Raw genomic sequence first — 21425 nt, forward strand, 5'->3', positions numbered from 1 at the left:
CAGAAGTGAAACACAATAGCGCCGATGGTAGTGTGGGGCTTCCCCATGTGAGAGTAGGACATCGCCAGGCTTTAAATTTGAACACTTGTCAGCGACGACAAGTATTCCACTGCGGAGTGGTAGTTCAGTTGGTTAGAATACCGGCCTGTCACGCCGGGGGTCGCGGGTTCGAGTCCCGTCCACTCCGCCACTTATTCGATAACCTCGCCTAGTGCGAGGTTTTTTCGAATCTGAAGTAATGAAAGTTTTAGGGGTGTAGCTCCAATTGGCAGAGCAGCGGATTCCAAATCCGCGTGTTGGGAGTTCGAATCTCTCCACCCCTGCCATATTTAAGGCTCTAGCAGAAATGCTAGAGCCTTTTTGCTTTCTGAATCCAATATACGCCATTAGTTAAGCAGTGGATTCTCCGACTTACCAAAACCGCGCGTGTTGAGAGTCTAAACCTCCAACCCTTCTATATACTAAGCCTCAGCAGAAATGCTGGGGCTTTTTTACGTCTGTTGCTTCTACGAAGTAATGTGGGATAACTAGGAGCTCCTAGCTCACCTGCGTGCTCGAATCTCCGGAGTGCCTGCTCATTCCAGCCTTGCCATATTTAAGACTCTAGGCTGCACGTCTCGGCAGAAATGCTAGCGCTTTTTATTCCTGTCATTTTTACAAGTATCACTAGAAGTACCAAGTGTTCCTTTAGCTATCTCTATCGAACACTGATTTAGTGCAGCCTTGCTGTATTTAATGACTTAGTTCAAAGCTAAAGCTTTCTGTTCACCACTCATCTAGCTCCGTAGTCCTGTTAATAACTAACGCTATTCTAGCGAGACGTTGAGTCCCGTTACTTTTGTTTCCAGGTGAAAGGTGAAGCCTTTCGATTGAAGCTTATATAACTTGAGAGTGGGTTATTGGGTAGACTAGCGAGTGGGCAGAAGAACTAATTCTCTGTATGACTTAAGCTCCTTAAAGAGTTCTAGCCACCCACATTAATGCTTTCAATTGCTTAAATACTAGCGGTATCAAATATCGATATAAGTTCTATATTCCACGTATACCTTTCAGCTATAGCTTCAGTGTGGGAATTGGTGAGTTTGACTTTCATTAGGTGTAAAAAAGGCCACCTAAAGTAGGCGGCCTTGATTGATCTATCTAAGTGTTAATCTAGCTCTTTCTCTGCTTGTTTTGCTTTCTCTATCATAGGAGTGATTGTTGAGCCTTGAACTAGAATAGAGAACACAACAACGGCGTATGTCATGACAAGGATTATCTCTTTTACATCTATTGCTTTGTCTTCAATTACCCAGATACCTGAAGGGATCGAAAGTGCCATGGCTAAAGCTAAGCCACCGCGTAAGCCACCCCAAGTTAGAATCTTAATCGACCACGGGTTGTAAGTTCTAAAGCGTTTAAATCCGATGTAAGACAAGAAAACACTTAAGTAACGTGCACTCAATACTAGAGGGACTGCGAACGCCATTAATATCCAGTCTTCTTGGTGGAATTTGAATAACAACATCGACATACCAATCAATAAGAACAATACGCCGTTTAAGAATTCATCTATCAATTCCCAGAAATGATCTAGGTGATCTTCACTCTCTTTTGAGAATCCGATAAAGCGAGTCCAGTTACCAATCATGATACCTGATACCACCATTGCCAATGGACCTGATACATGTAGAACTTCAGCAAACGCATAACCAGCAGTTGGGATGCCGATGGTTAATAGCAACTCCATCGAGTGGTCATCGGTATTGCTGATTAGGTAATGGAATACGAGGCCTAAAACAAAACCGTAGACGATGCCGCCAATTGCCTCTTGAACGAATAGCATGGTCACACTACCGACGGTTGGTGCTTCTGTACCAAATGCGATAGTAAATAGGGTTACGAAGATCACTAAGCCAAAACCATCGTTAAATAGAGACTCTCCTTCGATTTGAGTAGAGATTCTTCTGGGCGCATCGAGCTTCTTTACTATTGCTAACACGGCGATTGGGTCGGTTGGAGATATTAGCGAGCCAAAGAGTAGGCAGTAAATCAGATCAAATTGAATACCGATGAACTGACAGAACCCGTACAGCACAAAACCGATAAAGAAGGTTGAAAACAGCGTAGCACCTAACGCGAGTACTGTTATTTCCCATTTCTGGTCTTTTAAATTTGGTAACTTAATCCCTAAACCACCGGCAAAGAGTAAGAAGCCCAATATTCCCTTTAGTAGGAAATCTTCAAAGTTGATACTGGCAACGGTTTCTGAGGCGATGTCAGCCAGTTGGAACCAATTGTTTTGTCCCGCAATGATAATCAATAGAGATAACATCATTGAGCCAGCTGTGATGGCGATGGTTGTCTGCATTTTACCAATTTTGGTATTAACGAAAGCAATAAGCATGGCTGCAGCGGACAAGAAGCATAAGGTGTAATAGACCGACATTGGGATTCCAACATGTAACAAAGTATGAATATGAATTTTCGTTGTCTCATGCTCAAATAGCAAACATTTTTTTGTCATGACTCAGTAATCAATTTCCTTTTTTAGACGTCTAGACTCCTTTTTAATGTGTGATAGGATGGAGGGATAATTAAAGGAATGAGGTTGTACCGTGGGAAGTAATGTAAGGCAAAAGATTGACGCTCTGTTGAAGCAACGAATTTTACTGATTGATGGTGGCATGGGCACCATGATTCAGGATTATAAATTGGAAGAGCAAGACTATCGTGGTGAACGCTTTGCTGATTGGCACAGTGACTTGAAGGGCAACAATGACCTTTTAGTTCTTACACAGCCTAAGCTTATCAAAGATATCCATTCAGAATACTTGGAAGCTGGGGCAGACATCCTCGAAACCAATACCTTTAACGCTACAACCATCGCTATGGCCGACTATGATATGGAAAGTCTTAGTGAAGAGATTAACTTTGCTGCTGCCAAGCTTGCTCGTGAAGCAGCTGATGAATGGACCGCAAAGACCCCAGACAAGCCTCGCTTCGTCGCGGGTGTATTAGGTCCAACCAACCGAACTTGTTCTATATCCCCTGATGTAAACGATCCTGGTTACCGTAATGTTAGCTTTGACGAACTGGTTGAAGCTTATTCTGAATCGACTCGCGCGCTCATTAAGGGCGGTTCAGACTTAATACTTATTGAAACTATCTTCGATACGTTAAACGCAAAAGCGTGTGCTTTTGCGGTTGAATCTGTTTTTGAAGAAGTAGGTACTAGTCTGCCTGTAATGATTTCCGGTACCATCACTGATGCATCGGGTCGTACCCTTTCAGGACAGACGACAGAAGCATTCTACAACGCCCTTCGTCATGTAAAACCTATCTCATTCGGATTGAACTGTGCATTAGGCCCTGATGAACTGCGTGAGTATGTCGGTGAGATGTCTCGTATCTCAGAGTGCAACGTTTCTGCTCACCCTAATGCGGGTTTGCCTAATGCATTTGGTGAGTATGACCTTTCTCCTGAGGATATGGCTGAACATGTTAAAGAGTGGGCTGAAAGTGGCTTCTTGAACCTAATTGGTGGGTGTTGTGGTACTACTCCAGAGCATATCCGTCAAATGGCTGAGGCCGTTGAGGGTGTAACGCCGCGTCAATTGCCAGACTTACCAGTTTCTTGTCGTCTTTCGGGACTAGAGCCACTGACGATAGCTAAAGAATCTTTGTTCGTGAATGTGGGTGAACGTACCAATGTTACCGGCTCTGCACGCTTTAAGCGCCTTATCAAAGAAGAGCTCTACGACGAAGCCTTGAGTGTAGCTCGAGAGCAAGTCGAAAATGGTGCTCAAATTATCGATATTAACATGGATGAAGGTATGCTAGACGCCGAGGCGTGTATGGTTAAATTCCTGAATCTGTGTGCTTCAGAACCTGAAATCTCGAAAGTGCCTGTTATGGTCGATTCTTCTAAGTGGGAAGTTATCGAAGCTGGCCTAAAGTGTATTCAAGGCAAAGGCATCGTTAACTCCATCTCTCTAAAAGAAGGCAAAGAGAAGTTTGTTGAGCAAGCCAAATTAGTTCGTCGTTATGGTGCTGCTGTCATCGTGATGGCGTTTGATGAAGTCGGGCAGGCTGATACTCGAGAGCGTAAGGTCGAGATATGTACTAATGCCTACAACATTCTTGTTGATGAAGTCGGTTTCCCGCCAGAGGATATTATTTTTGACCCGAATATTTTCGCAGTGGCTACTGGTATCGATGAGCATAATAACTATGCGGTTGATTTCATTGAGGCAGTAGGGGACATCAAACGCGATCTGCCGCATGCGATGATCTCTGGTGGCGTGTCGAATGTTTCATTCTCATTCCGCGGTAATAACTACGTCCGCGAGGCTATTCACGCGGTATTCCTGTATCACTGTTTTAAAAACGGTATGGATATGGGCATTGTAAACGCTGGTCAGTTGGAAATTTACGATAATGTTCCAGAAGATCTGCGTGATGCTGTTGAAGATGTCGTACTAAACCGTCGTGATGATTCGACTGAACGATTGCTGGATATGGCGACCGAATATCTAGAGCGCGCTGTCGGTAAGGTTGAAGATAAATCTGCATTAGAGTGGCGTACTTGGCCTGTAGAGAAGCGTTTGGAGCACTCTTTGGTAAAAGGTATCACCGACTTTATTGTTGAAGATACCGAAGAAGCTCGCGTTAATGCCTCTCGTCCTATTGAAGTGATTGAAGGTCCTCTAATGGACGGCATGAACGTTGTTGGTGACCTATTTGGTGAAGGTAAGATGTTCTTACCACAAGTTGTAAAGTCTGCGCGTGTGATGAAGCAGGCCGTTGCCCACTTAGAACCATTCATCAATGCATCCAAAGAAGTGGGCGCAACTAACGGTAAGATTTTGTTAGCGACCGTTAAAGGTGACGTTCATGATATCGGTAAAAATATCGTTGGTGTGGTCTTGCAGTGTAATAACTACGAAATTATCGACTTAGGTGTGATGGTTTCTTGTGAGAAGATTCTCAAGGTAGCGAAAGAAGAGAATGTCGACATTATTGGCCTGTCTGGACTGATTACACCGTCTCTTGATGAAATGGTACACGTTGCTAAAGAAATGGAGAGACAGGGTTTCAAGCTGCCTCTTCTGATTGGCGGTGCAACCACATCTAAAGCTCACACAGCAGTTAAGATTGAACAGAATTATTCAGAGCCTGTTGTATACGTAAATAATGCCTCGCGTGCAGTGGGTGTTTGTACTTCACTACTTTCTGATGAATTGAAACCCGCTTTCGTTGAGAAGCTGGATATCGATTACGATCGCGTTCGAGATCAGCATAATCGTAAGAAGCCTCGTACCAAGCCTGTCACGCTTGAAAGAGCTCGTGCCAATAAAGTCGCTATCGATTGGGATGCGTATACGCCACCGGCACCCGCTAAGCCGGGAGTTCACATCTTCAATGATTTTGATGTGGCGACTTTGCGTCAGTATATCGATTGGACTCCATTCTTTATGACATGGTCATTGGTTGGTAAGTACCCAGCTATTTTGGGCCATGAAGAAGTGGGTGAAGAGGCAAAACGTTTATTCAAAGATGCCAATGATTTACTGGATCGCGTAGAGAAAGAGAAGCTGCTTGAAGCGCGTGGCATGTGTGCCATGTTCCCAGCGAACAGTGTTGGTGATGATATTGAGGTGTATACCGATGAATCTCGTACCGAAGTTCTAAAAGTTCTACACAACCTTCGTCAACAAACAGAGAAACCAAAAGGCTTTAACTATTGCCTGTCAGATTACATTGCGCCAAAAGAAAGTGGTAAAGCGGACTGGATTGGTGGCTTTGCGGTGACGGGTGGTATTGGTGAGCGCGAGCTGGCTGATGAATACAAAGCGAAAGGCGATGACTACAACGCAATTATGATTCAGGCGGTTGCTGACCGATTGGCTGAAGCGTTCGCTGAATACTTGCATAAAGAAGTGAGAAAGGACATTTGGGGCTACTCACCAGATGAGGATTTGTCTAACGACGATTTGATTCGAGAGAAATACCAAGGTATTCGCCCAGCTCCAGGTTATCCTGCTTGCCCTGAGCATACAGAGAAAGGCACGTTGTGGGAGCTGATGGATGTTGAAAAGGCAATCGATATGTCATTAACGACAAGCTACGCGATGTGGCCTGGTGCTTCAGTATCTGGTATGTACTTCTCACACCCTGATGCTAGATACTTTGCTATTGCACAGATTCAACAGGATCAAGTGGATAGCTATGCTGACCGCAAAGGTTGGGACATGTTAGAAGCCGAGAAGTGGTTAGGTCCAAACATTAACTAGTTTGAATCTACGACGAGCTTTGATTCGTATAGTAAAAAAGAGAAAGGGTTGCTTAATAGCAACCCTTTTTGTATCGGTGATTTAGTTATTTATCTGTCGATGATAGACGGACTTTCTACTCAAATAATTCTTGATGAAGTTTTTGAATCGCCAGCTTAGAAACAGATTCATCCAATAAGAAGCACAAGTTATGTGGGCTTGCTCCGTAACAAATCATGCGTAGGTTGAAATCTTCAAGAGTGCCGAATACCTGCTTTGCATAGCCTTTGCTTTCACTCATGTTGTTACCAATAAGTGCAACAAGGCATAGGTCGTGTTCAATATCGACAGAACACAGCTCTTCAAGCTCAAGGCGAGCGGCTTCCGGTAACTCAGGAGCACCACCTGATGTGTCTGTTTGATCGAGAGTAAGTGACACACTGATCTCTGAGGTGGTGATAAGATCGACAGAGATCTTATGTTTAGCAAGGATCTCGAATACCTTTGCCAAAAAGCCATAGGCATGGAACATGTTAGCACTGCGTAGCGTAACCATAGTTTGGTTGCAGCGTAGGGCAAGCGCTCTAAATAGAGGGGAGCTCTCAACTTGTTGGCGAATCCAAGTACCACCTAACTCTGGCGTTTTAGAAGAGCCGACAAATACCGGTATTTGGTAGCGTAGTGCAGGTACTAGAGTTGATGGGTGCAAGATCTTCGCACCAAAGTTTGCCATTTCCGATGCTTCACTAAAGCTGATCTCTGGGATAGGAGAGGCTTTAGGTGCAATACGAGGGTCAGTGGTGTAGATACCCGGAACATCCGTCCAGATTTCTAAGCCAATCGCCTGTACAGATTCGGCAATCAGTGCTGCTGAGTAATCACTGCCACCGCGGCCTAAAGTCGTGGTGTTGCCTTCACTATCAGCACCAATAAAACCTTGGGTAACGACAACTTGTTGTTGGCAAAGTGGAATAAGTTTCTCTTGCGCTAGAGCGGCAATATCTTCTAGTTGAGGTTCGGCTTTACCAAAATCATCATTAGTACGCATCACATCTCTGATATCAAAGCGAACAGCAGGAGTGCCTCGTTCAGAGATGATCTGAGCCAAGATGTGTGTCGACATCAACTCGCCGCATGCGACAAGGTGATCCGTCAGTTTAGTGCTTGTTTGGAATGATGCGGCCTCTGCAGCGCTCGCAATGTCATCAAGAATGCTGTGGACTTCTTTTTCGATGCTGATTGGATCTGCGAGTTGGTCAAGAATTGCGTTATGAATGTCCGCTAATTGCGCCATTAGTTCCTGACGACGAGCTTTGTCTTGAACACCATTTGCCAGTTCAACCAACAAGTTAGTGACACCAGAGCATGCACTACTCACGACCAGTTTCGTGTTTGAGTTGTTTTCAATAATGGTAGCACAACGGCTCATTGCTTCAAAGTTGGCAACACTTGTTCCACCAAACTTAGCGACATTAAAAGAACCAGCTACATTAGATGCACTCACGATATATCTCCCACGACTTCCTAAAATAAAATTACGGTTGGGTAATCCAACGTCCGATGTTTTTCGAAGAGAGTTTTAGAGCAAAAAGAGAGGAATTATTAGAATAGTAACCTCAGAAGCTCTTCACCATATAGAAATGGCGACAGTTGACGGGATTCAGCCCGCTCAACCGATAATAAAGGTCCTGCATACTTTTATTATCTCGGCACTGCTCCCCATAAATGTTTTGTATTGGAAATGCGGTTCCACAAAACATCTGCCTGGGCAGTGCTCCTCTTCTGCTAGATAGCCGTTTCATTGAACGTTTTTGTGGTAACAATGTCAATCCGTAACTTGAGATAATTGAAAAATAATTTTAACAATTATGTGACAGTGGTTTGACCTCAATACTTATGGCTAATTGCTGAGGTAATCAATTTGCTTTAGGGTGGATTGTTCACAACATTAACGTAAGGGATGTACATGTCTAATTTAACACTCACTACTGCTATCGATAGCTTTTATCCACCACACCGAACGTTAATGGGACCAGGTCCTTCTGATATCTCGCCTCAAGTGCTACAGGCTTTGAGCCGTCCTACCATAGGTCATTTAGATCCGCTGTTTATTGCGATGATGGACGAGCTTAAACAACTTCTTAAATACGCTTTCCAAACGGAAAATGAATTTACGATTGCCGTTTCTGCGCCGGGTAGCGCAGGTATGGAGACCTGTTTTGTTAACTTGATTGAGCCTGGTGAAAAGGTGATTGTTTGTCGTAACGGTGTCTTTGGTGAGCGTATGCGAGAAAACGTGGTGCGTTGTGGTGGCGAAGCCATCCTTGTTGATGACGAATGGGGCAAGCCCGTTTCCGTTAAAAAGATAGAACAAGCATTGGCAGAAAATCCCGATGCCGTTGCTGTTGCATTTGTGCATGCAGAGACATCAACCGGAGCGCTATCTGATGCTCAAGCTATCTCTGCTGCCGCTCGCCAGTTTGATGCGTTAACGATTGTTGATGCGGTGACATCGTTAGGTGGTGTGCCATTGCTGGTTGATGAGTGGCAGCTTGATGCGGTTTATTCTGGCAGCCAAAAGTGTCTGTCTTGTGTGCCAGGGCTATCTCCGGTGACTTTCTCTCAGCGCGCTGTTGATAAAATGAAAGCCCGCCAAGCACCAGTGCAAAGCTGGTTCTTGGATCAAAGTTTAGTACTAGGTTATTGGAGTGGAGAAGGTAAGCGTAGTTACCACCATACTGCACCTGTAAATAGCCTCTATGCTCTGCATGAGTCGCTGGTTTTGTTGAAAAATGAAGGCCTAGATAATGCGTGGTCTCGTCATCATGCAATGCACCAAGAGCTTAAAGACGGTGTAGAAGCTCTAGGGTTAAAGTTTGTGGTTGATGAAGAGAGTCGCCTTCCTCAGCTTAACGCGCTGTATTTCCCTGAAGGAATTGATGAGGCTAAGATCAGAACGCAGCTTTTAGAAGAATATAACCTTGAAATCGGTGCTGGGTTAGGTTCTTTGGCTGGTAAGACATGGCGTATCGGCCTAATGGGCTACGGCGCTCGTAAAGAGAATGTCGCGTTGTGTCTAAAAGCGCTAAAAGATGTTTTGAAATAGCTGCAATAAACTGAAATTAAAAAGAAAAGCGCACGAGAGAACGTGCGCTTTTTTGTATCTACCCCCAGGCTCCTAAATGATATTTTAGTTGTGAGGTCTAAATATTATTCAGCAGACGAAACGTTATCTTCTGCTTGTGACACTTTCTTATACTGAACCTCTGAAAAGTCTCTGTTAGGGAATAAAAAGTTCGCTTCGCTACGAATTTGCTCTGCCTTACTTTCTTCACCTAGGCCTTGATACGCCAGAATCAGGTTGCTGTAGAAAGCCGGTCTTGGTTTGCTCTTAATGATCTCCAGTGACCAATCGATGTAAGGCTGTATAAGGCTCGGGTCGGCTTTGTAGAGACCAATATTAAGGTAAGTGCTGTATATGTCCCAGTCGTAGCGATCTTTCCACACCACTGGGTTCGTTACCTGCTTAAGAATGTCCGGGTTTTTAGGCTTAGACAGTTCAAACTTAGTCAGTACGTAGTTGGTGTGCAGGGCGCTCAACATATAAAAACTGACCAAAATAGGGAGCACTAAGCTCGACACTCTAAACAGGGTCTTGCTGATGGTACTGAACGGCTTTTGATAATGTCGGGAAGAGCGCTGATCGACCCAGTAAATCAATATAATGAATGTTATCCAGTGAATCGCTGAGTGGTAAAAAGGATACTCAAGTTGAGAGTGCAACAGGATCGGGATAAATAAAGCGAGCAGGGCTAGACGCGTTCCCTTTGCAGAACTTGCTATGCGTGACATCACCAATATTGCAGCAATCAAGATCCCGATGATTGGTACTATTCCCCCTTCTACCCCCCAAAACAGGAACTCATTGTGCGGGTGATCCATTGAAGGAAGACCTGGGTGATAGTTCGAGTTGAGTTGATGTTGGCGAGCCGTATATAGCGTGTATTCAGACTCAAATTTCCCGTAACCATAACCTGTGAATGGCTTTTCAATCATCATATCTAGAGCTTGTGGGAACGTATAAGCACGCGGGCTTTCTAGGTTCGCTTTCTTGCTAGCGACACTATCTGTAGCACTTAGGCTGATCACCGTAAAAGCGACGACGACACCGACGAGCACTGATGCACACCATCCGTAGAAGCGCTTCTTAGTCGAGAACTTGTATAGATAAGGCAGAATGCAGACAAACCCAATTGCGGCGGCCAACCATCCTGTACGTGACGCAATAATTATTAGCAAAGGCACAGTTAAGGTTGGAGTTAAATACAGTAGGAATGATTCGCTAATTTTGTGATTATATTTAGCTGGCTGTCTTGCTAAAAGGTAAGCGGACAGCACAAAACCAGTAGCAAGAAAGCTTGCCATTACATTCGGTTGTTGAAATATCCCATATGGTCGGTTTGCCGCTGTGTTGTAGCCGAATAGGTTACCAGGCTCTAATAAGAAATATTGCACATAGCCAAACAGTGCTTGTATAACCACAGCAAGCACAATGAACCACAACATGCGCTGCTTGTGTTTATTGCTGAACTTAAATTGCTGCAACACTACAAATAATGCAAAGCCTGCCCATAATCCAATCAAGCGTCCTGACGCTCCTTGAGGTGCAGCATTGCTGTATAACATGGGTAGCGTGAGTATGATGCAGCTAATCAATAAACCAATCGTTAATTTGGAATACTTGAGTACTCGATTGGTCGCGAGTTGGTAAAAGCCAATTGCTAGCGTGAAGCTTAGCGCCAGCCAAGTGGTAGGGTTAAAGGATAGAGCAAGGCCCGAGCCTCCAGGGTTAGGCATGAAAAAATGCATGGCTAACAAGAATACAACAGCTAAAGAAGCCAGAAATGCTTTGTTGAGCGGTAGCTGAGTGACCTGATTTTCTAGCTGGGTTCCGCTAGTGTGTATTGTTGCCATAAATCCCTAACCTTATAAAAACAGAGCTTGTTCCTTTTGAAACAAGCTCTGTTACTTTAACATTTTTCTGTCTGCTCGCAGGGCGCTATTTTACACCTACTTCAAATTTAACATAGGCTTAAGGAAGCGAGCAGTGTGTGAACCTTCGACTAACGCCACATCTTCAGGTGTACCTTCTGCAACAATCTCACCACCACCTTGCCCACCTTCTGGGCCAAGATCTAGGATCCAGTCTGCTGTTTTAACGACATCTAGGTTGTGCTCAATCACGACAACCGTATTACCGTGATCACGCAATCTATGTAGTACCGTTAACAGCTGTTGGATATCGTGGAAATGAAGACCTGTTGTTGGCTCATCCAGAATGTATAAGGTTTTCCCCGTGTCTCGTTTAGACAGTTCACGCGCCAACTTAACACGTTGCGCTTCACCGCCAGACAAGGTTGTTGCCGCTTGTCCAAGGCGAATGTAGGAAAGGCCAACATCCATCAATGTTTGCAGCTTACGAGCGATAACAGGCACAGGGTTGAAGTATTCTCGAGCATCTTCCACAGTCATCTCTAGAACTTCGTCAATGGTTTTCCCCTTGTAGCGGACCTCTAGAGTCTCACGGTTATAGCGCTTACCTTTACACACATCACAAGGCACATACACATCGGGTAAGAAGTGCATCTCTACCTTGATTACGCCATCGCCCTGACAAGCCTCACAACGACCACCTCGAACGTTAAAACTGAATCGACCTGGCTTGTAACCACGAGAACGTGACTCTTGTGTGCCCGCGAATAGTTCACGAATAGGGGTGAAAATACCTGTATAAGTTGCAGGGTTTGATCTTGGAGTACGACCTATAGGGCTTTGGTCTATGTCGATCACCTTATCAAAATGCTCTAACCCTTTAATCTTTTGGTGCTGTGCCGGAACTGCAGTCGTGGCACCGTTTAATTGAGTGTGGGCGACTTTAAAGAAGGTATCGTTGATAAGTGTTGATTTACCCGAACCTGATACACCCGTAATACAGCTGAACAAGCCAACAGGAATCGTCGCGGTCACATTCTTTAGGTTGTTCCCTGTTGCGCCAACGATCTCTACGACCTTTTTCTTGTCGATAGGCGTTCTCTTGTCAGGTATTGCAATTTCTTTAGCACCGCTTAGGTATTGACCTGTCAAAGAGTTCGGGTTGTCGATGATGTCTTGCATGGTGCCTTCTGCAACCACGTGACCACCATGAACACCTGCCCCTGGACCGATATCGATAACATGGTCAGCACAACGAATTGCATCTTCGTCATGTTCCACAACAAGCACGGTATTACCTAAGTCTCTAAGGTGAATTAAGGTTTGCAGTAGACGTTCATTATCGCGTTGATGGAGACCAATTGATGGCTCATCCAGTACATACATAACGCCAACTAAACCGGCACCGATTTGGCTCGCCAAACGAATCCTTTGCGCTTCACCACCAGACAGCGTTTCAGCACTGCGTGATAGGTTAAGGTAGTTTAAACCTACGTTGACTAAGAAATGCAGACGATCATTGATCTCTTTCATCACTTTATCTGCGATCTGCCCACGCTGACCGTCTAGCTTCAATTCTTGGAAAAATTGTAGTGCGTCAGCAATGCTCAGTTCAACGATTTCTGGCAGTGTGGTATCACCAATGAAAACATTGCGAGCTTCTAGTCTCAGGCGAGTGCCATCACAGCTAGAACACGATTTCGTTGAGATATATTTGGCAAGATCTTCACGCACCGCGCTAGATTCAGTATCACGGTAACGGCGCTCTAAGGTATTTAATATTCCCTCGAATGGATGACGCTTAACTCGAATATCACCTCGGTCATTGATGTACTTGAATTCCACTTCAGTACGACCTGAACCTTTTAGAATGATCTCTTGAGTCTTCTTCGGTAGAGAATTAAATGGCGCATACAGATCAAAACCATAATGCTCTGACAACGATGTTAGCATCTGGAAATAGTAGTAGTTCTTTTGATCCCAACCTTTGATCGCACCTTCAGCAATGCTTAGGTTCTCATCTAAAATCACTCGGCTTGGATCAAAGTATTGTTGAACACCAAGACCATCACACGTACCACAGGCTCCTGCCGGGTTATTAAATGAGAACAGGCGAGGCTCAAGCTCTTGCATGCTGTAACCACATTTAGGACAGGCGAAGTTAGCGGAGAATACGATTTCTTCTTGATCTGTTTCGTCCATCCAGCCAACAACCGCAATACCGCCAGAGAGCTCCAGTGTTGTTTCAAACGATTCTGCTAAGCGTTGTTGTAGATCTGGGCGTACCTTAAATCGGTCAACCACAACTTCAATGGTGTGCTTCTTATGAAGTTCAAGTGCTGGTGGATCGGATAGATCACAGGTTTCACCATCAATTCGGGCACGGATAAAACCTTGCGCAGCGAGGTTTTCCAGTGTTTTCACATGCTCACCTTTGCGCTCTTTGACAATCGGTGCCATTAACATCATCTTTGAGCCTTCAGGCAATTCTAATACCTTGTCGACCATTTGACTGATGGTTTGCGCAGCTAGAGGGATGTTGTGATCAGGACAGCGAGGTTCGCCAACTCGCGCATACAATAATCTAAGGTAGTCATAGACTTCGGTAATGGTACCGACGGTTGAGCGAGGGTTATGTGAAGTCGATTTTTGTTCTATTGAGATAGCTGGAGACAGGCCTTCAATATGGTCGACATCAGGCTTTTCCATAAGAGATAGAAATTGACGAGCGTAAGCAGACAGAGACTCAACATAACGACGCTGACCTTCTGCGTAGAGTGTGTCAAACGCAAGTGACGACTTTCCTGACCCTGATAATCCGGTGATGACAGTCAGTTTGTCACGTGGAATGGTTAGGTTAACGTCTTTGAGGTTATGCGTACGAGCGCCTCTAATTTCTATTTTATTCATCTCAATAGACCATGTAATTTTAAGTGGCTAAAGTATTACATAGAGTGAGATTTGTGCAAAGTTTTACTGGATAAAAAAACAGTAAACAAAAAGGGCGACTCAAAGAGTCGCCCTTTCTAAAATCAGTAACGTTAGTGATAAACCAGTCGTTATGCTTCTTTCTTGGTCGAGTGTTTACCTAGCTCGATTTGCTGCTGGTCTTTCTTGTATAGGTTTTCGAAGCAGTAGTTTGTTGCTTCGATATAGCCTTCAACACTACCACAGTCAAAACGTTGGCCTTTAAATTTGTAAGCCAATACACAGCCTGATTTTGCTTGTTTTAGCAATGCATCAGTGATCTGGATTTCGCCGCCTTTGCCTGGCTCAGTCTGCTCGATCAATTCAAAGATATCCGGAGTCAGAATATAACGACCGATGATCGCTAGGTTGCTTGGCGCTGTGCCTTGCTCTGGTTTTTCGACCATGTCATCAACACGGAAAAGGTCACCTTTGATCATTTCGCCAGAGATAACACCGTACTTGTGAGTTTCTTCTTCAGGTACTTCTTGTACTGCAACAATTGAGCAGCGGAACTGTTTGTATAGCGCAACCATCTGAGCCAGCACGCCTTGTTGTTCGTTCACACAAAGGTCATCGGCAAGTACAACGGCGAATGGTTCATCGCCTACAAGCTCGCGACCCGTTAAAATAGCATGCCCAAGGCCTTTCATTTCACGTTGGCGAATGTAGGTGAAGTTTGCCGCTTCAATCGTCTCACGAATATTGAACAGCAAATCTTCTTTATTGGTGCCGCTAATTTGGTGTTCCAGCTCGTAGTTTTTATCAAAGTGATCCATCAGTGAATGTTTGCCACGGCCAGTAACTATGCACATTCCATCCATACCAGCTTCGATAGCTTCCTCTACACCGTATTCAATCAGAGGTTTGTTTACTACAGGCATCATTTCTTTTGGCATGGACTTAGTTGCAGGTAAGAAACGTGTACCGTAGCCAGCTGCCGGGAAAAGGCACTTTTTGATCATGATAAGACCCTTTATCTATAATAGTTATTGATTCAACCTGAGTGGTTGATATTTCTGAGGGCAACTCTAGCACAAGTTATGTCGAAAATTCAGCAACAATAGCCATGGTTTTCTAGAGCTTCCCTCAAAATTATCGTCAGACTAAGATGCGGAGCGATTATGCAAGCAGGTTCTGGTTGGCCCAAGCAATGGCTTGAACTCTATTTTTGACCGCCAACTTACGGAATATCTGATAAAGGTGAGATTTAACCGTGAACTCACTAATAAACAAGTCATCGGCAATTTGTGTGTTTGATGAACCTGATTGAAGGCAGCGGATTACCTGGATCTCGCGAATGGTTAAATCGACATTGGTTGGTGTGGTGTTGGTATTGACCATATTACGATAATAAAACAGCAGTTGATTGGTTACCTTCCTAGGCAGCCAGTTCTCACCATCTATGACTTCTTGAAGACCACGTGCAATCTTGTCCTTTTGCTCGGTGTTGTAAAAAAGCCCTTTTAGTACACCATAGGTAAGAAGCTCAGATGTAGGAAGTTGCTGAGGGACATTAAACAAGATGATCTCATGGTTTTTCCACATAACAGTCAGGTTAGGACAAATAATCAGTAGTTGTGGCACCTCTCTGTAATCAATGAGTAAGATCCGGTTACTCTGCTTTCTATCAACTAGCATTAATTCGTCGGGTGTCATTTTGTAGAGAATAATAGATAAATGCTTTTCTATCTCTTTTACATGTAGATAGGTATCGTTTGGGTCGATGCACAGAAAGTGTAAAGTGCGAGCGTATCTTGATTTTCTCATTGAAACGTCCTGTTTGAGTGGGATTAGATTCCACGTTGTCATGCAGGCTTTCGCTTCTCTAGCGCCTTGATAGTGACTTGCGTTGAATATCAATTATCAAAGTAAATGAGTGGTTTGTAAGTGGAGAAAAAAGCAACATCGCTCTGAATATCATGATTTGTTACGTTTTTATTCTTTGTAGTGAGGAGAGAATAGGAATGCGATTTATCACTGCAGAAAAGCATGCTATTCTTGTGCGCTAAAATTTTCTGAGACTATGAATTTAGACGGAGCAAATCATGGCTAGCCGTGGAGTTAACAAAGTTATATTAGTGGGTAACCTAGGTAATGACCCTGAAATTCGTTACATGCCAAATGGCGGCGCAGTAGCGAACATTACCATTGCAACGTCAGAGTCATGGCGTGATAAAGCAACTGGTGAGCAGCGTGAAAAAACAGAATGGCACCGTGTTGCTCTGTTTGGCAAGTTAGCGGAAGTTGCTGGTGAGTACCTACGTAAAGGTTCTCAAGTTTACATTGAAGGTCAACTTCAAACTCGTAAATGGCAAGATCAAAGCGGTCAAGATCGTTACACAACAGAAGTGGTTGTTCAAGGCTTCAATGGTGTAATGCAAATGCTTGGCGGCCGTGCTCAAGGTGGTGCTCCTGCTCAAGGTGGCATGGGTAACAACCAACAGCAAGGTGGTTGGGGTCAGCCACAGCAGCCACAACAGCAGCAACAACAATACAGTGCTCCAGCTCAACAGCAGCCAAAAGCACCTCAACAAGCTCCTCAGCAGGCTCAACCTCAATATAATGAGCCGCCAATGGATTTTGATGATGACATCCCATTTTAAGCCCTGTTTTTAATATATTATAAAGACAGTATTAAATTGGAAAAAGCCGCGTTCATCGCGGCTTTTTGTTACCTACAATTCTTAACGCTTTATTTACAACGTCAATTTATAGTATAAGTAGCAATACGGTATAATGTGAGTTGAAAAGGATTTCGTTATTCATGAGATATACCCCGACACTAAAATTGAGCACTCGATTGGTCGCATTTGTCACCGTGATAGTGATCAGCGCGATGTTCATTCTTTTTATTGGTGGCACACTTTCCTTTAAGCGTATTGGACAGGAATATTTAGACCATTATTTGGTTGGCATTGTCGACGTTGTAGATAAAGAGATGGAAGACCCCGACGCCGCGTATTCAATGCAGCGCTGGATGCCTAAAATGTTGCAGGCGAGCAATATTATTGAGATGAAACTCTCGAATAAGACCGGCATCGTTTATCGTTTCAAAGATACCTCCCCACAAATTGATCCCAATCGTCTTTATGAGAAAAGCTTCATTTTAGAGCGTAATGAAGGCTACCGAATCGAATTTAAAGCGCTTCCTCCTTATATTGGCTACAACTACTCAATGGAAGCTATGTGGTCAATTACTTTGGCTGTCGCATTGGTCCTCTTCTGTCTTGCTCGCGGTGTTCGTTGGTTGAAAGAGCAACTCATGGGTTCTGAGATTTTGGAAGAGCGAGGAAGAATGATCTTGGCCGGTCAGGTTGAAGCTCATGCAAAGGGAGATGAGCGAGAGTGGCCTTATACCGCAAGTGAAGCCTTAGATGTCTTGATCGAAGAGCTGCAAGATGCTCGTCAAGAGCGAAGTCGCTTTGATACCTTTATTCGTACCCATACCTTCCTAGATAAACTTACAGGAACGGCAAACCGAGTTTTATTCGATAATAAGCTGGAATCGGCACTGCATGAAAGTGGCGCACGAGGCGGTGTGTTACTGATACGTATCGACGAATGGGAGCAAGTTAGTGACGCTAACGACAAGCAAACCACTGATGGCTTTATTATCGAAGTCGGTGAAGTACTGTCGAATATCGTTCAGCGTTATCCAGATGTCATCTTTTCTCGCTATTACGAAGCGGACTTTGCTGTATTTATCCCTCATCAGGGCGCAAAAGATATTGCAACCTTGGCAGCTCAGTGTTTAAGGCAGTTAGATAAGCTAACCCCGCCAGAGCCTTTGGAGTCGGATAACTGGTGTCATATTGGCGTAACTATGTATACCGAAGGTGAGCGCCATAGTCAGATCATGGATGAAACGGAAACAGCATTAAAGAGCGCTCAGTTAGAACGTATTAATAACTGGAGCCGTTACCCGAAAGAGAATAAGAATGAGCTTGATAGAGGCAGTGTTCGTTGGAGAACATTACTTGATAAAGCGCTGCTTCCTGAAAATTTAGTAATCTTTGCTCAGCGGTGTTATCTTATGCCGGAATCTGGTCAAGCTAATGAATTACATAGAGAAATATTTACTAGAATTCAGGATCCTGAGAAAGGTTTATTGAAATCGTCTCGATTTATGCCTGCGGTAGAGCAAGTGGGTTATCAAGCTCAAATGGACCAATCGGTTCTAAAGGTTGTGTTGAAATCGCTGAAAGAATCAACTCAATCGATTAACTATTCGGTGAATCTGAATGTTACCCCGTTTGCTAATAAACAGCACTTTAAGTGGTTTAGGAGTGAGTTGTTGCAGCTCTCTGCTCAGCACCGCTCTCAGCTTTCTTTTGAGTTCCCAGAAGGGCACTTGATTGCTCATCTTGATTATATGAGACCGGTGGCAAAGATGCTGCGGGGTTTAGGGTGTAAAGTTGTGGTCGGCCAAGCTGGACGAACCATTGTTAGCACTCACTACATCAAGGATTTGAAGGTTAATTATATTAAGCTTCATCGAAGCCTAATTAAGAAAATCGATCAAAGGCATGAGAACCAACTGTTTGTTCGAAGCTTAATTGGGGCGTGCGGTGATTCTCCAACTCAAGTTATTGCTGTTGGAGTCGAGACAAAACAAGAAAAGAATACCTTGATAGAGTTAGGCATTAACGGCTATCAAGGGAGATATTTCGACGAAGAACAACAAATTATCCCTTTGCCTAATCAAGCAGAAAAGGCCGCGAAAGCGGAATCTGTTGTCAAAGTTGGACGAAGAAATCGATGGCGTAAGAGTAGTAGTTAAGAATGAATTTTAAAGCGATTTTAGACAAAATAAAGCCAACGAATAGTAAAGGTAGCTCGCAAGTTGTCCTGCTGGGCAATGATGCCATTTATATTTCATCGACAGAACAAGAGCCTCAAGTAGCCAGCATTCCCGTGGTTAATGGGGACTGGGAGAGTGCGCTAAAAAAATCGCTTAGCAGTGAGGCGTTTACCAGTCATAGCGTCCAATTGATTGTTTGTGCTAACTACTACCAAACCTACCAAATTGATAAACCGGACATTCCAGAGAGTGAATGGTCGGTAGCTCTGCCTTTTTTACTCAAAGATCTTGTTTCAGAAAGAGTCACGGAAATTACCGCGAGTGCGGTCGCGTTACCAACGTCGAACAAGCTGCAAGTATATGTCCTGCCTAAAAAGCTGTTGGACAAGCTTTTGAATATCACTAATTCGGCTCAGGTTGAATTAATAGGCGTTGCTCCTGAAGATGAAATCTGGGGTTACAGCGCTGGCGAACTGTCTAATTTCATTCTTTTGCAGCGCAGCGCCAATTCACACTTTAAGTTGGGTGCGTTTGTTGAAAATACCGTTTGTTTTCAAAGAACAATCCGCAGTGTTGTCCCACCTTTAACTGGGGTTGCGTCAAGTGCTCTGCAGTTGGATGGTCTCGCTTTAGAGCTTCAACGCTCGATTGATTACCTTTCTTCGCAAATTAAAGGCACCCAGCTTCACCAGTTGAAAATCTGTTGTGACGAAGAAGATGAAGCAGAGTTACAAAGTGCCTTAAACAGTACATTGAGCTCGACAGTTTCATTGTTGGTTGAAGGTGAGCGTGATAATTCAGAGAGTTTGTTGGTTAAACTCGCAGCTAAAAAAGAGACGTTTAAGGTCAATCTTTACCCAGAACACCTTAAGCCTAAAAAAGAATATTTTACGCTGACCAATGTTGTTGCGAGTTGGGGGGGAGTTTGTGTTTTGCTGCTTGGTGGTTACTTCGCGATGCAGTATCAGGTCTCTAATCTAGATAAAGAACTAACAGCTCTGCAACAAGACTCGAATCAACTTAACAAGCAAGTTAACCAATTGAATAGTAAGTTAACTCAGCATAATCCGTCTCCAGAGAAAGTCGCGGCTGTTGCGCGTCTCAAACGTGAGACTGAGGCTAAAAAAGAGGCTTTGAAGGCTGTTGGACAATACGACGAATCCCAACAAGTCGGGTATTCTGGCGTCATGAATTCCTTAGCTAAATTAGGCCGAAATGACATCTCTCTTTCGCACATCTACATGACCCACGATACTTTAGATCTTAGTGGCTTGGCTCGTAACGCAAATGTCGTTCCGAACTGGATTGGTCAGTTCAAAAGTGAGCTTAATTTAGTCGGGCGCACTTTTGAAAAACTAAAAATTGGTCGTAATGATCAGGATGTGGTGACGTTCGAGCTAAGCACTCGTCGGGAGAGTAAATAATGCAGCAGTGGAACCAGCTGAGCGACAAGTTTCTTGCATTAAGTCAAAGAGAAAAATGGCTACTTTTTTTGTGTGGATTTGTTGGCCTATCGATGTTGTTGTTCACCTTATTGGTTGAGCCAGCGTATCTCGACCTACAAGCTAAAAATGCCAAGGCGACCAGCCTGACCCAATCGAACCAAAGGCAGCAGGGTGAGCTATTTGTTCTGCAAGCTAAGTTAAACAAAGACCCAGACAAAGACATTAATCGAGAGTACAAAAAATTGCTGGTGGAGAGCCAAGATCTCTCACTTCAACTTTCGCAGATTGTCGATGGGTTAATCACACCTTCTCAAATGTCGCAGTTATTGGAGAGCGTTCTTAACGCCGGTAATGGGCTAAAGCTTGAATCGCTAGAGTCACTAAAACCAGAAGCGATTTCGAACAATAAAGAGACCAGCGAATATTCAGGCTACTTTCTTCACCCTGTAAGAATGGAGCTAACCGGCAGTTACTTTGATATCTCCGCTTACCTTCAAGCACTTGAGTCTCTACCTGTGAGTTACTACTGGCGCACATTTGAGTACTCAGTAGAAGAATACCCCAAAGCTCGACTGGTGTTCGAGGTTTACACATTAGGTACTAGACAGGAGTTTATCGGTGGTTAGAACTCTTTTGTTGTCCTTGCTTTTTAGTAGCTCTTTTGTGTGGGCTGAGCAAGATCCCACGGCGCCATTAGGCTGGCTTTCACCTCAACAGAAAACGGCGCCTGCTAAGAAAGCACCAACTCGTTATCGCTTGCCTTCTTTAGAAAGCATCGTGTGTAAGGGAGATACGCCTTGCTATGCGATTATGAATGGTCAGATTCTCGGACAAGGGGAAACGATCAGAGGGTACCGAGTTAAGAACATAGATCCAGAATACGTCACTCTGCAGAGAAGCTCTAAGCAGTGGAAATTAGAGATGTTCTCTTTAGATGTTAAGAATAATTAAGGTTAGAGTGAA

Annotated in this window: 13 protein-coding genes, 2 tRNA genes and 1 riboswitch; of the genes, 9 read left to right on the top strand and 6 right to left on the bottom strand. The window is 44.1% G+C overall.

The genetic code is table 11. From position 1 onward, the window contains the following. The first annotated feature begins 113 nt into the window (after positions 1-113). Positions 114-190 (top strand) — tRNA-Asp (locus tag MSG34_RS16980). Positions 191-249: 59 nt separating this feature from the next. Further along, positions 250-326: transfer RNA gene (locus tag MSG34_RS16985), tRNA-Trp, on the top strand. Positions 327-1147: 821 nt separating this feature from the next. Here the strand turns inward: MSG34_RS16985 and MSG34_RS16990 are convergent. After that, positions 1148-2428: a sodium:proton antiporter gene (locus MSG34_RS16990; protein ID WP_017061334.1), complete on the bottom strand. Its 1281-nt coding sequence runs from the start codon at positions 2426-2428 to the stop codon at positions 1148-1150. A 169-nt stretch (positions 2429-2597) separates the two neighbouring features. Here MSG34_RS16990 and metH point away from each other — a divergent pair, with 169 nt between their 5' ends. Continuing rightward, positions 2598-6275, top strand: coding sequence for a methionine synthase (gene metH / locus MSG34_RS16995; protein WP_248338711.1), 3678 nt, complete (start codon positions 2598-2600; stop codon positions 6273-6275). A 115-nt stretch (positions 6276-6390) separates the two neighbouring features. On the opposite strand, the gene lysC is transcribed toward metH, so the two are convergent. After that, on the bottom strand, positions 6391-7758 hold the full coding sequence (gene lysC, locus MSG34_RS17000; protein ID WP_248338713.1) for a lysine-sensitive aspartokinase 3: 1368 nt from the start codon (positions 7756-7758) through the stop codon (positions 6391-6393). A 108-nt stretch (positions 7759-7866) separates the two neighbouring features. Then, positions 7867-8044: riboswitch (Lysine riboswitch) on the bottom strand. 176 nt (positions 8045-8220) lie between these two features. On the opposite strand from lysC, the gene MSG34_RS17005 reads away from it, so the two are divergent. After that, positions 8221-9360: an alanine--glyoxylate aminotransferase family protein gene (locus MSG34_RS17005; protein WP_248338715.1), complete on the top strand. Its 1140-nt coding sequence runs from the start codon at positions 8221-8223 to the stop codon at positions 9358-9360. A 104-nt stretch (positions 9361-9464) separates the two neighbouring features. Here the strand turns inward: MSG34_RS17005 and MSG34_RS17010 are convergent, their stop codons facing one another. The 4 genes from MSG34_RS17010 to MSG34_RS17025 all read right to left on the bottom strand — a co-directional run bounded on the left by MSG34_RS17010 (position 9465) and on the right by MSG34_RS17025 (position 15983). Further along, positions 9465-11228: a PglL family O-oligosaccharyltransferase gene (locus tag MSG34_RS17010; protein ID WP_248338717.1), complete on the bottom strand. Its 1764-nt coding sequence runs from the start codon at positions 11226-11228 to the stop codon at positions 9465-9467. A 96-nt stretch (positions 11229-11324) separates the two neighbouring features. Next, positions 11325-14156, bottom strand: a complete 2832-nt coding sequence (gene uvrA / locus MSG34_RS17015) for an excinuclease ABC subunit UvrA (RefSeq protein ID WP_248338720.1) — start codon at positions 14154-14156, stop codon at positions 11325-11327. A 149-nt stretch (positions 14157-14305) separates the two neighbouring features. Next, complete coding sequence (galU, locus tag MSG34_RS17020) at positions 14306-15178, bottom strand: UTP--glucose-1-phosphate uridylyltransferase GalU (protein WP_248338723.1); 873 nt, start codon at positions 15176-15178, stop codon at positions 14306-14308. Positions 15179-15335: 157 nt separating this feature from the next. Next, positions 15336-15983, bottom strand: a complete 648-nt coding sequence (locus tag MSG34_RS17025; protein ID WP_248338725.1) for a LuxR C-terminal-related transcriptional regulator — start codon at positions 15981-15983, stop codon at positions 15336-15338. A 278-nt stretch (positions 15984-16261) separates the two neighbouring features. Here MSG34_RS17025 and MSG34_RS17030 point away from each other — a divergent pair, with 278 nt between their 5' ends. From MSG34_RS17030 to MSG34_RS17050, 5 genes are all read left to right on the top strand, one after another. After that, the gene (locus MSG34_RS17030; RefSeq protein WP_017061342.1) at positions 16262-16819 is read left to right on the top strand and encodes a single-stranded DNA-binding protein; all 558 of its coding nucleotides are present in this window, start codon (positions 16262-16264) and stop codon (positions 16817-16819) included. Positions 16820-16980: 161 nt separating this feature from the next. Beyond that, on the top strand, positions 16981-18996 hold the full coding sequence (csrD, locus tag MSG34_RS17035; protein ID WP_248338727.1) for an RNase E specificity factor CsrD: 2016 nt from the start codon (positions 16981-16983) through the stop codon (positions 18994-18996). Positions 18997-18998: 2 nt separating this feature from the next. After that, the gene (locus MSG34_RS17040) at positions 18999-20441 is read left to right on the top strand and encodes an MSHA biogenesis protein MshI (RefSeq protein ID WP_248338729.1); all 1443 of its coding nucleotides are present in this window, start codon (positions 18999-19001) and stop codon (positions 20439-20441) included. Further along, entirely contained in the window at positions 20441-21088 is a 648-nt protein-coding gene (gene pilO, locus MSG34_RS17045) for a type 4a pilus biogenesis protein PilO (protein ID WP_248338731.1), read from the top strand. The genes MSG34_RS17040 and pilO overlap by 1 nt, the downstream gene beginning before the upstream one ends. Next, the gene (locus MSG34_RS17050; RefSeq protein ID WP_017061346.1) at positions 21081-21413 is read left to right on the top strand and encodes a hypothetical protein; all 333 of its coding nucleotides are present in this window, start codon (positions 21081-21083) and stop codon (positions 21411-21413) included. Before pilO ends, MSG34_RS17050 begins: the two co-directional genes overlap by 8 nt. The last annotated feature ends 12 nt before the right edge of the window (positions 21414-21425 follow it).

This window comes from Vibrio sp. 1CM2L, assembly GCF_023161695.1.
GTDB lineage: Bacteria > Pseudomonadota > Gammaproteobacteria > Enterobacterales > Vibrionaceae > Vibrio > Vibrio coralliirubri.

What these genes read in the sequence shown, in the direction of transcription:
- pilO (WP_248338731.1), top strand. Translation starts at nt 20,441, where the DNA reads ATGCAGCAGTGGAACCAGCTGAGCGACAAGTTTCTTGCATTAAGTCAA.
- MSG34_RS16990 (WP_017061334.1), bottom strand. Translation starts at nt 2,428, where the DNA reads ATGTCGGTCTATTACACCTTATGCTTCTTGTCCGCTGCAGCCATGCTT.
- MSG34_RS17025 (WP_248338725.1), bottom strand. Translation starts at nt 15,983, where the DNA reads ATGAGAAAATCAAGATACGCTCGCACTTTACACTTTCTGTGCATCGAC.
- MSG34_RS17005 (WP_248338715.1), top strand. Translation starts at nt 8,221, where the DNA reads ATGTCTAATTTAACACTCACTACTGCTATCGATAGCTTTTATCCACCA.
- MSG34_RS17040 (WP_248338729.1), top strand. Translation starts at nt 18,999, where the DNA reads ATGAATTTTAAAGCGATTTTAGACAAAATAAAGCCAACGAATAGTAAA.
- MSG34_RS17030 (WP_017061342.1), top strand. Translation starts at nt 16,262, where the DNA reads ATGGCTAGCCGTGGAGTTAACAAAGTTATATTAGTGGGTAACCTAGGT.
- uvrA (WP_248338720.1), bottom strand. Translation starts at nt 14,156, where the DNA reads ATGAATAAAATAGAAATTAGAGGCGCTCGTACGCATAACCTCAAAGAC.
- galU (WP_248338723.1), bottom strand. Translation starts at nt 15,178, where the DNA reads ATGATCAAAAAGTGCCTTTTCCCGGCAGCTGGCTACGGTACACGTTTC.
- MSG34_RS17010 (WP_248338717.1), bottom strand. Translation starts at nt 11,228, where the DNA reads ATGGCAACAATACACACTAGCGGAACCCAGCTAGAAAATCAGGTCACT.
- csrD (WP_248338727.1), top strand. Translation starts at nt 16,981, where the DNA reads ATGAGATATACCCCGACACTAAAATTGAGCACTCGATTGGTCGCATTT.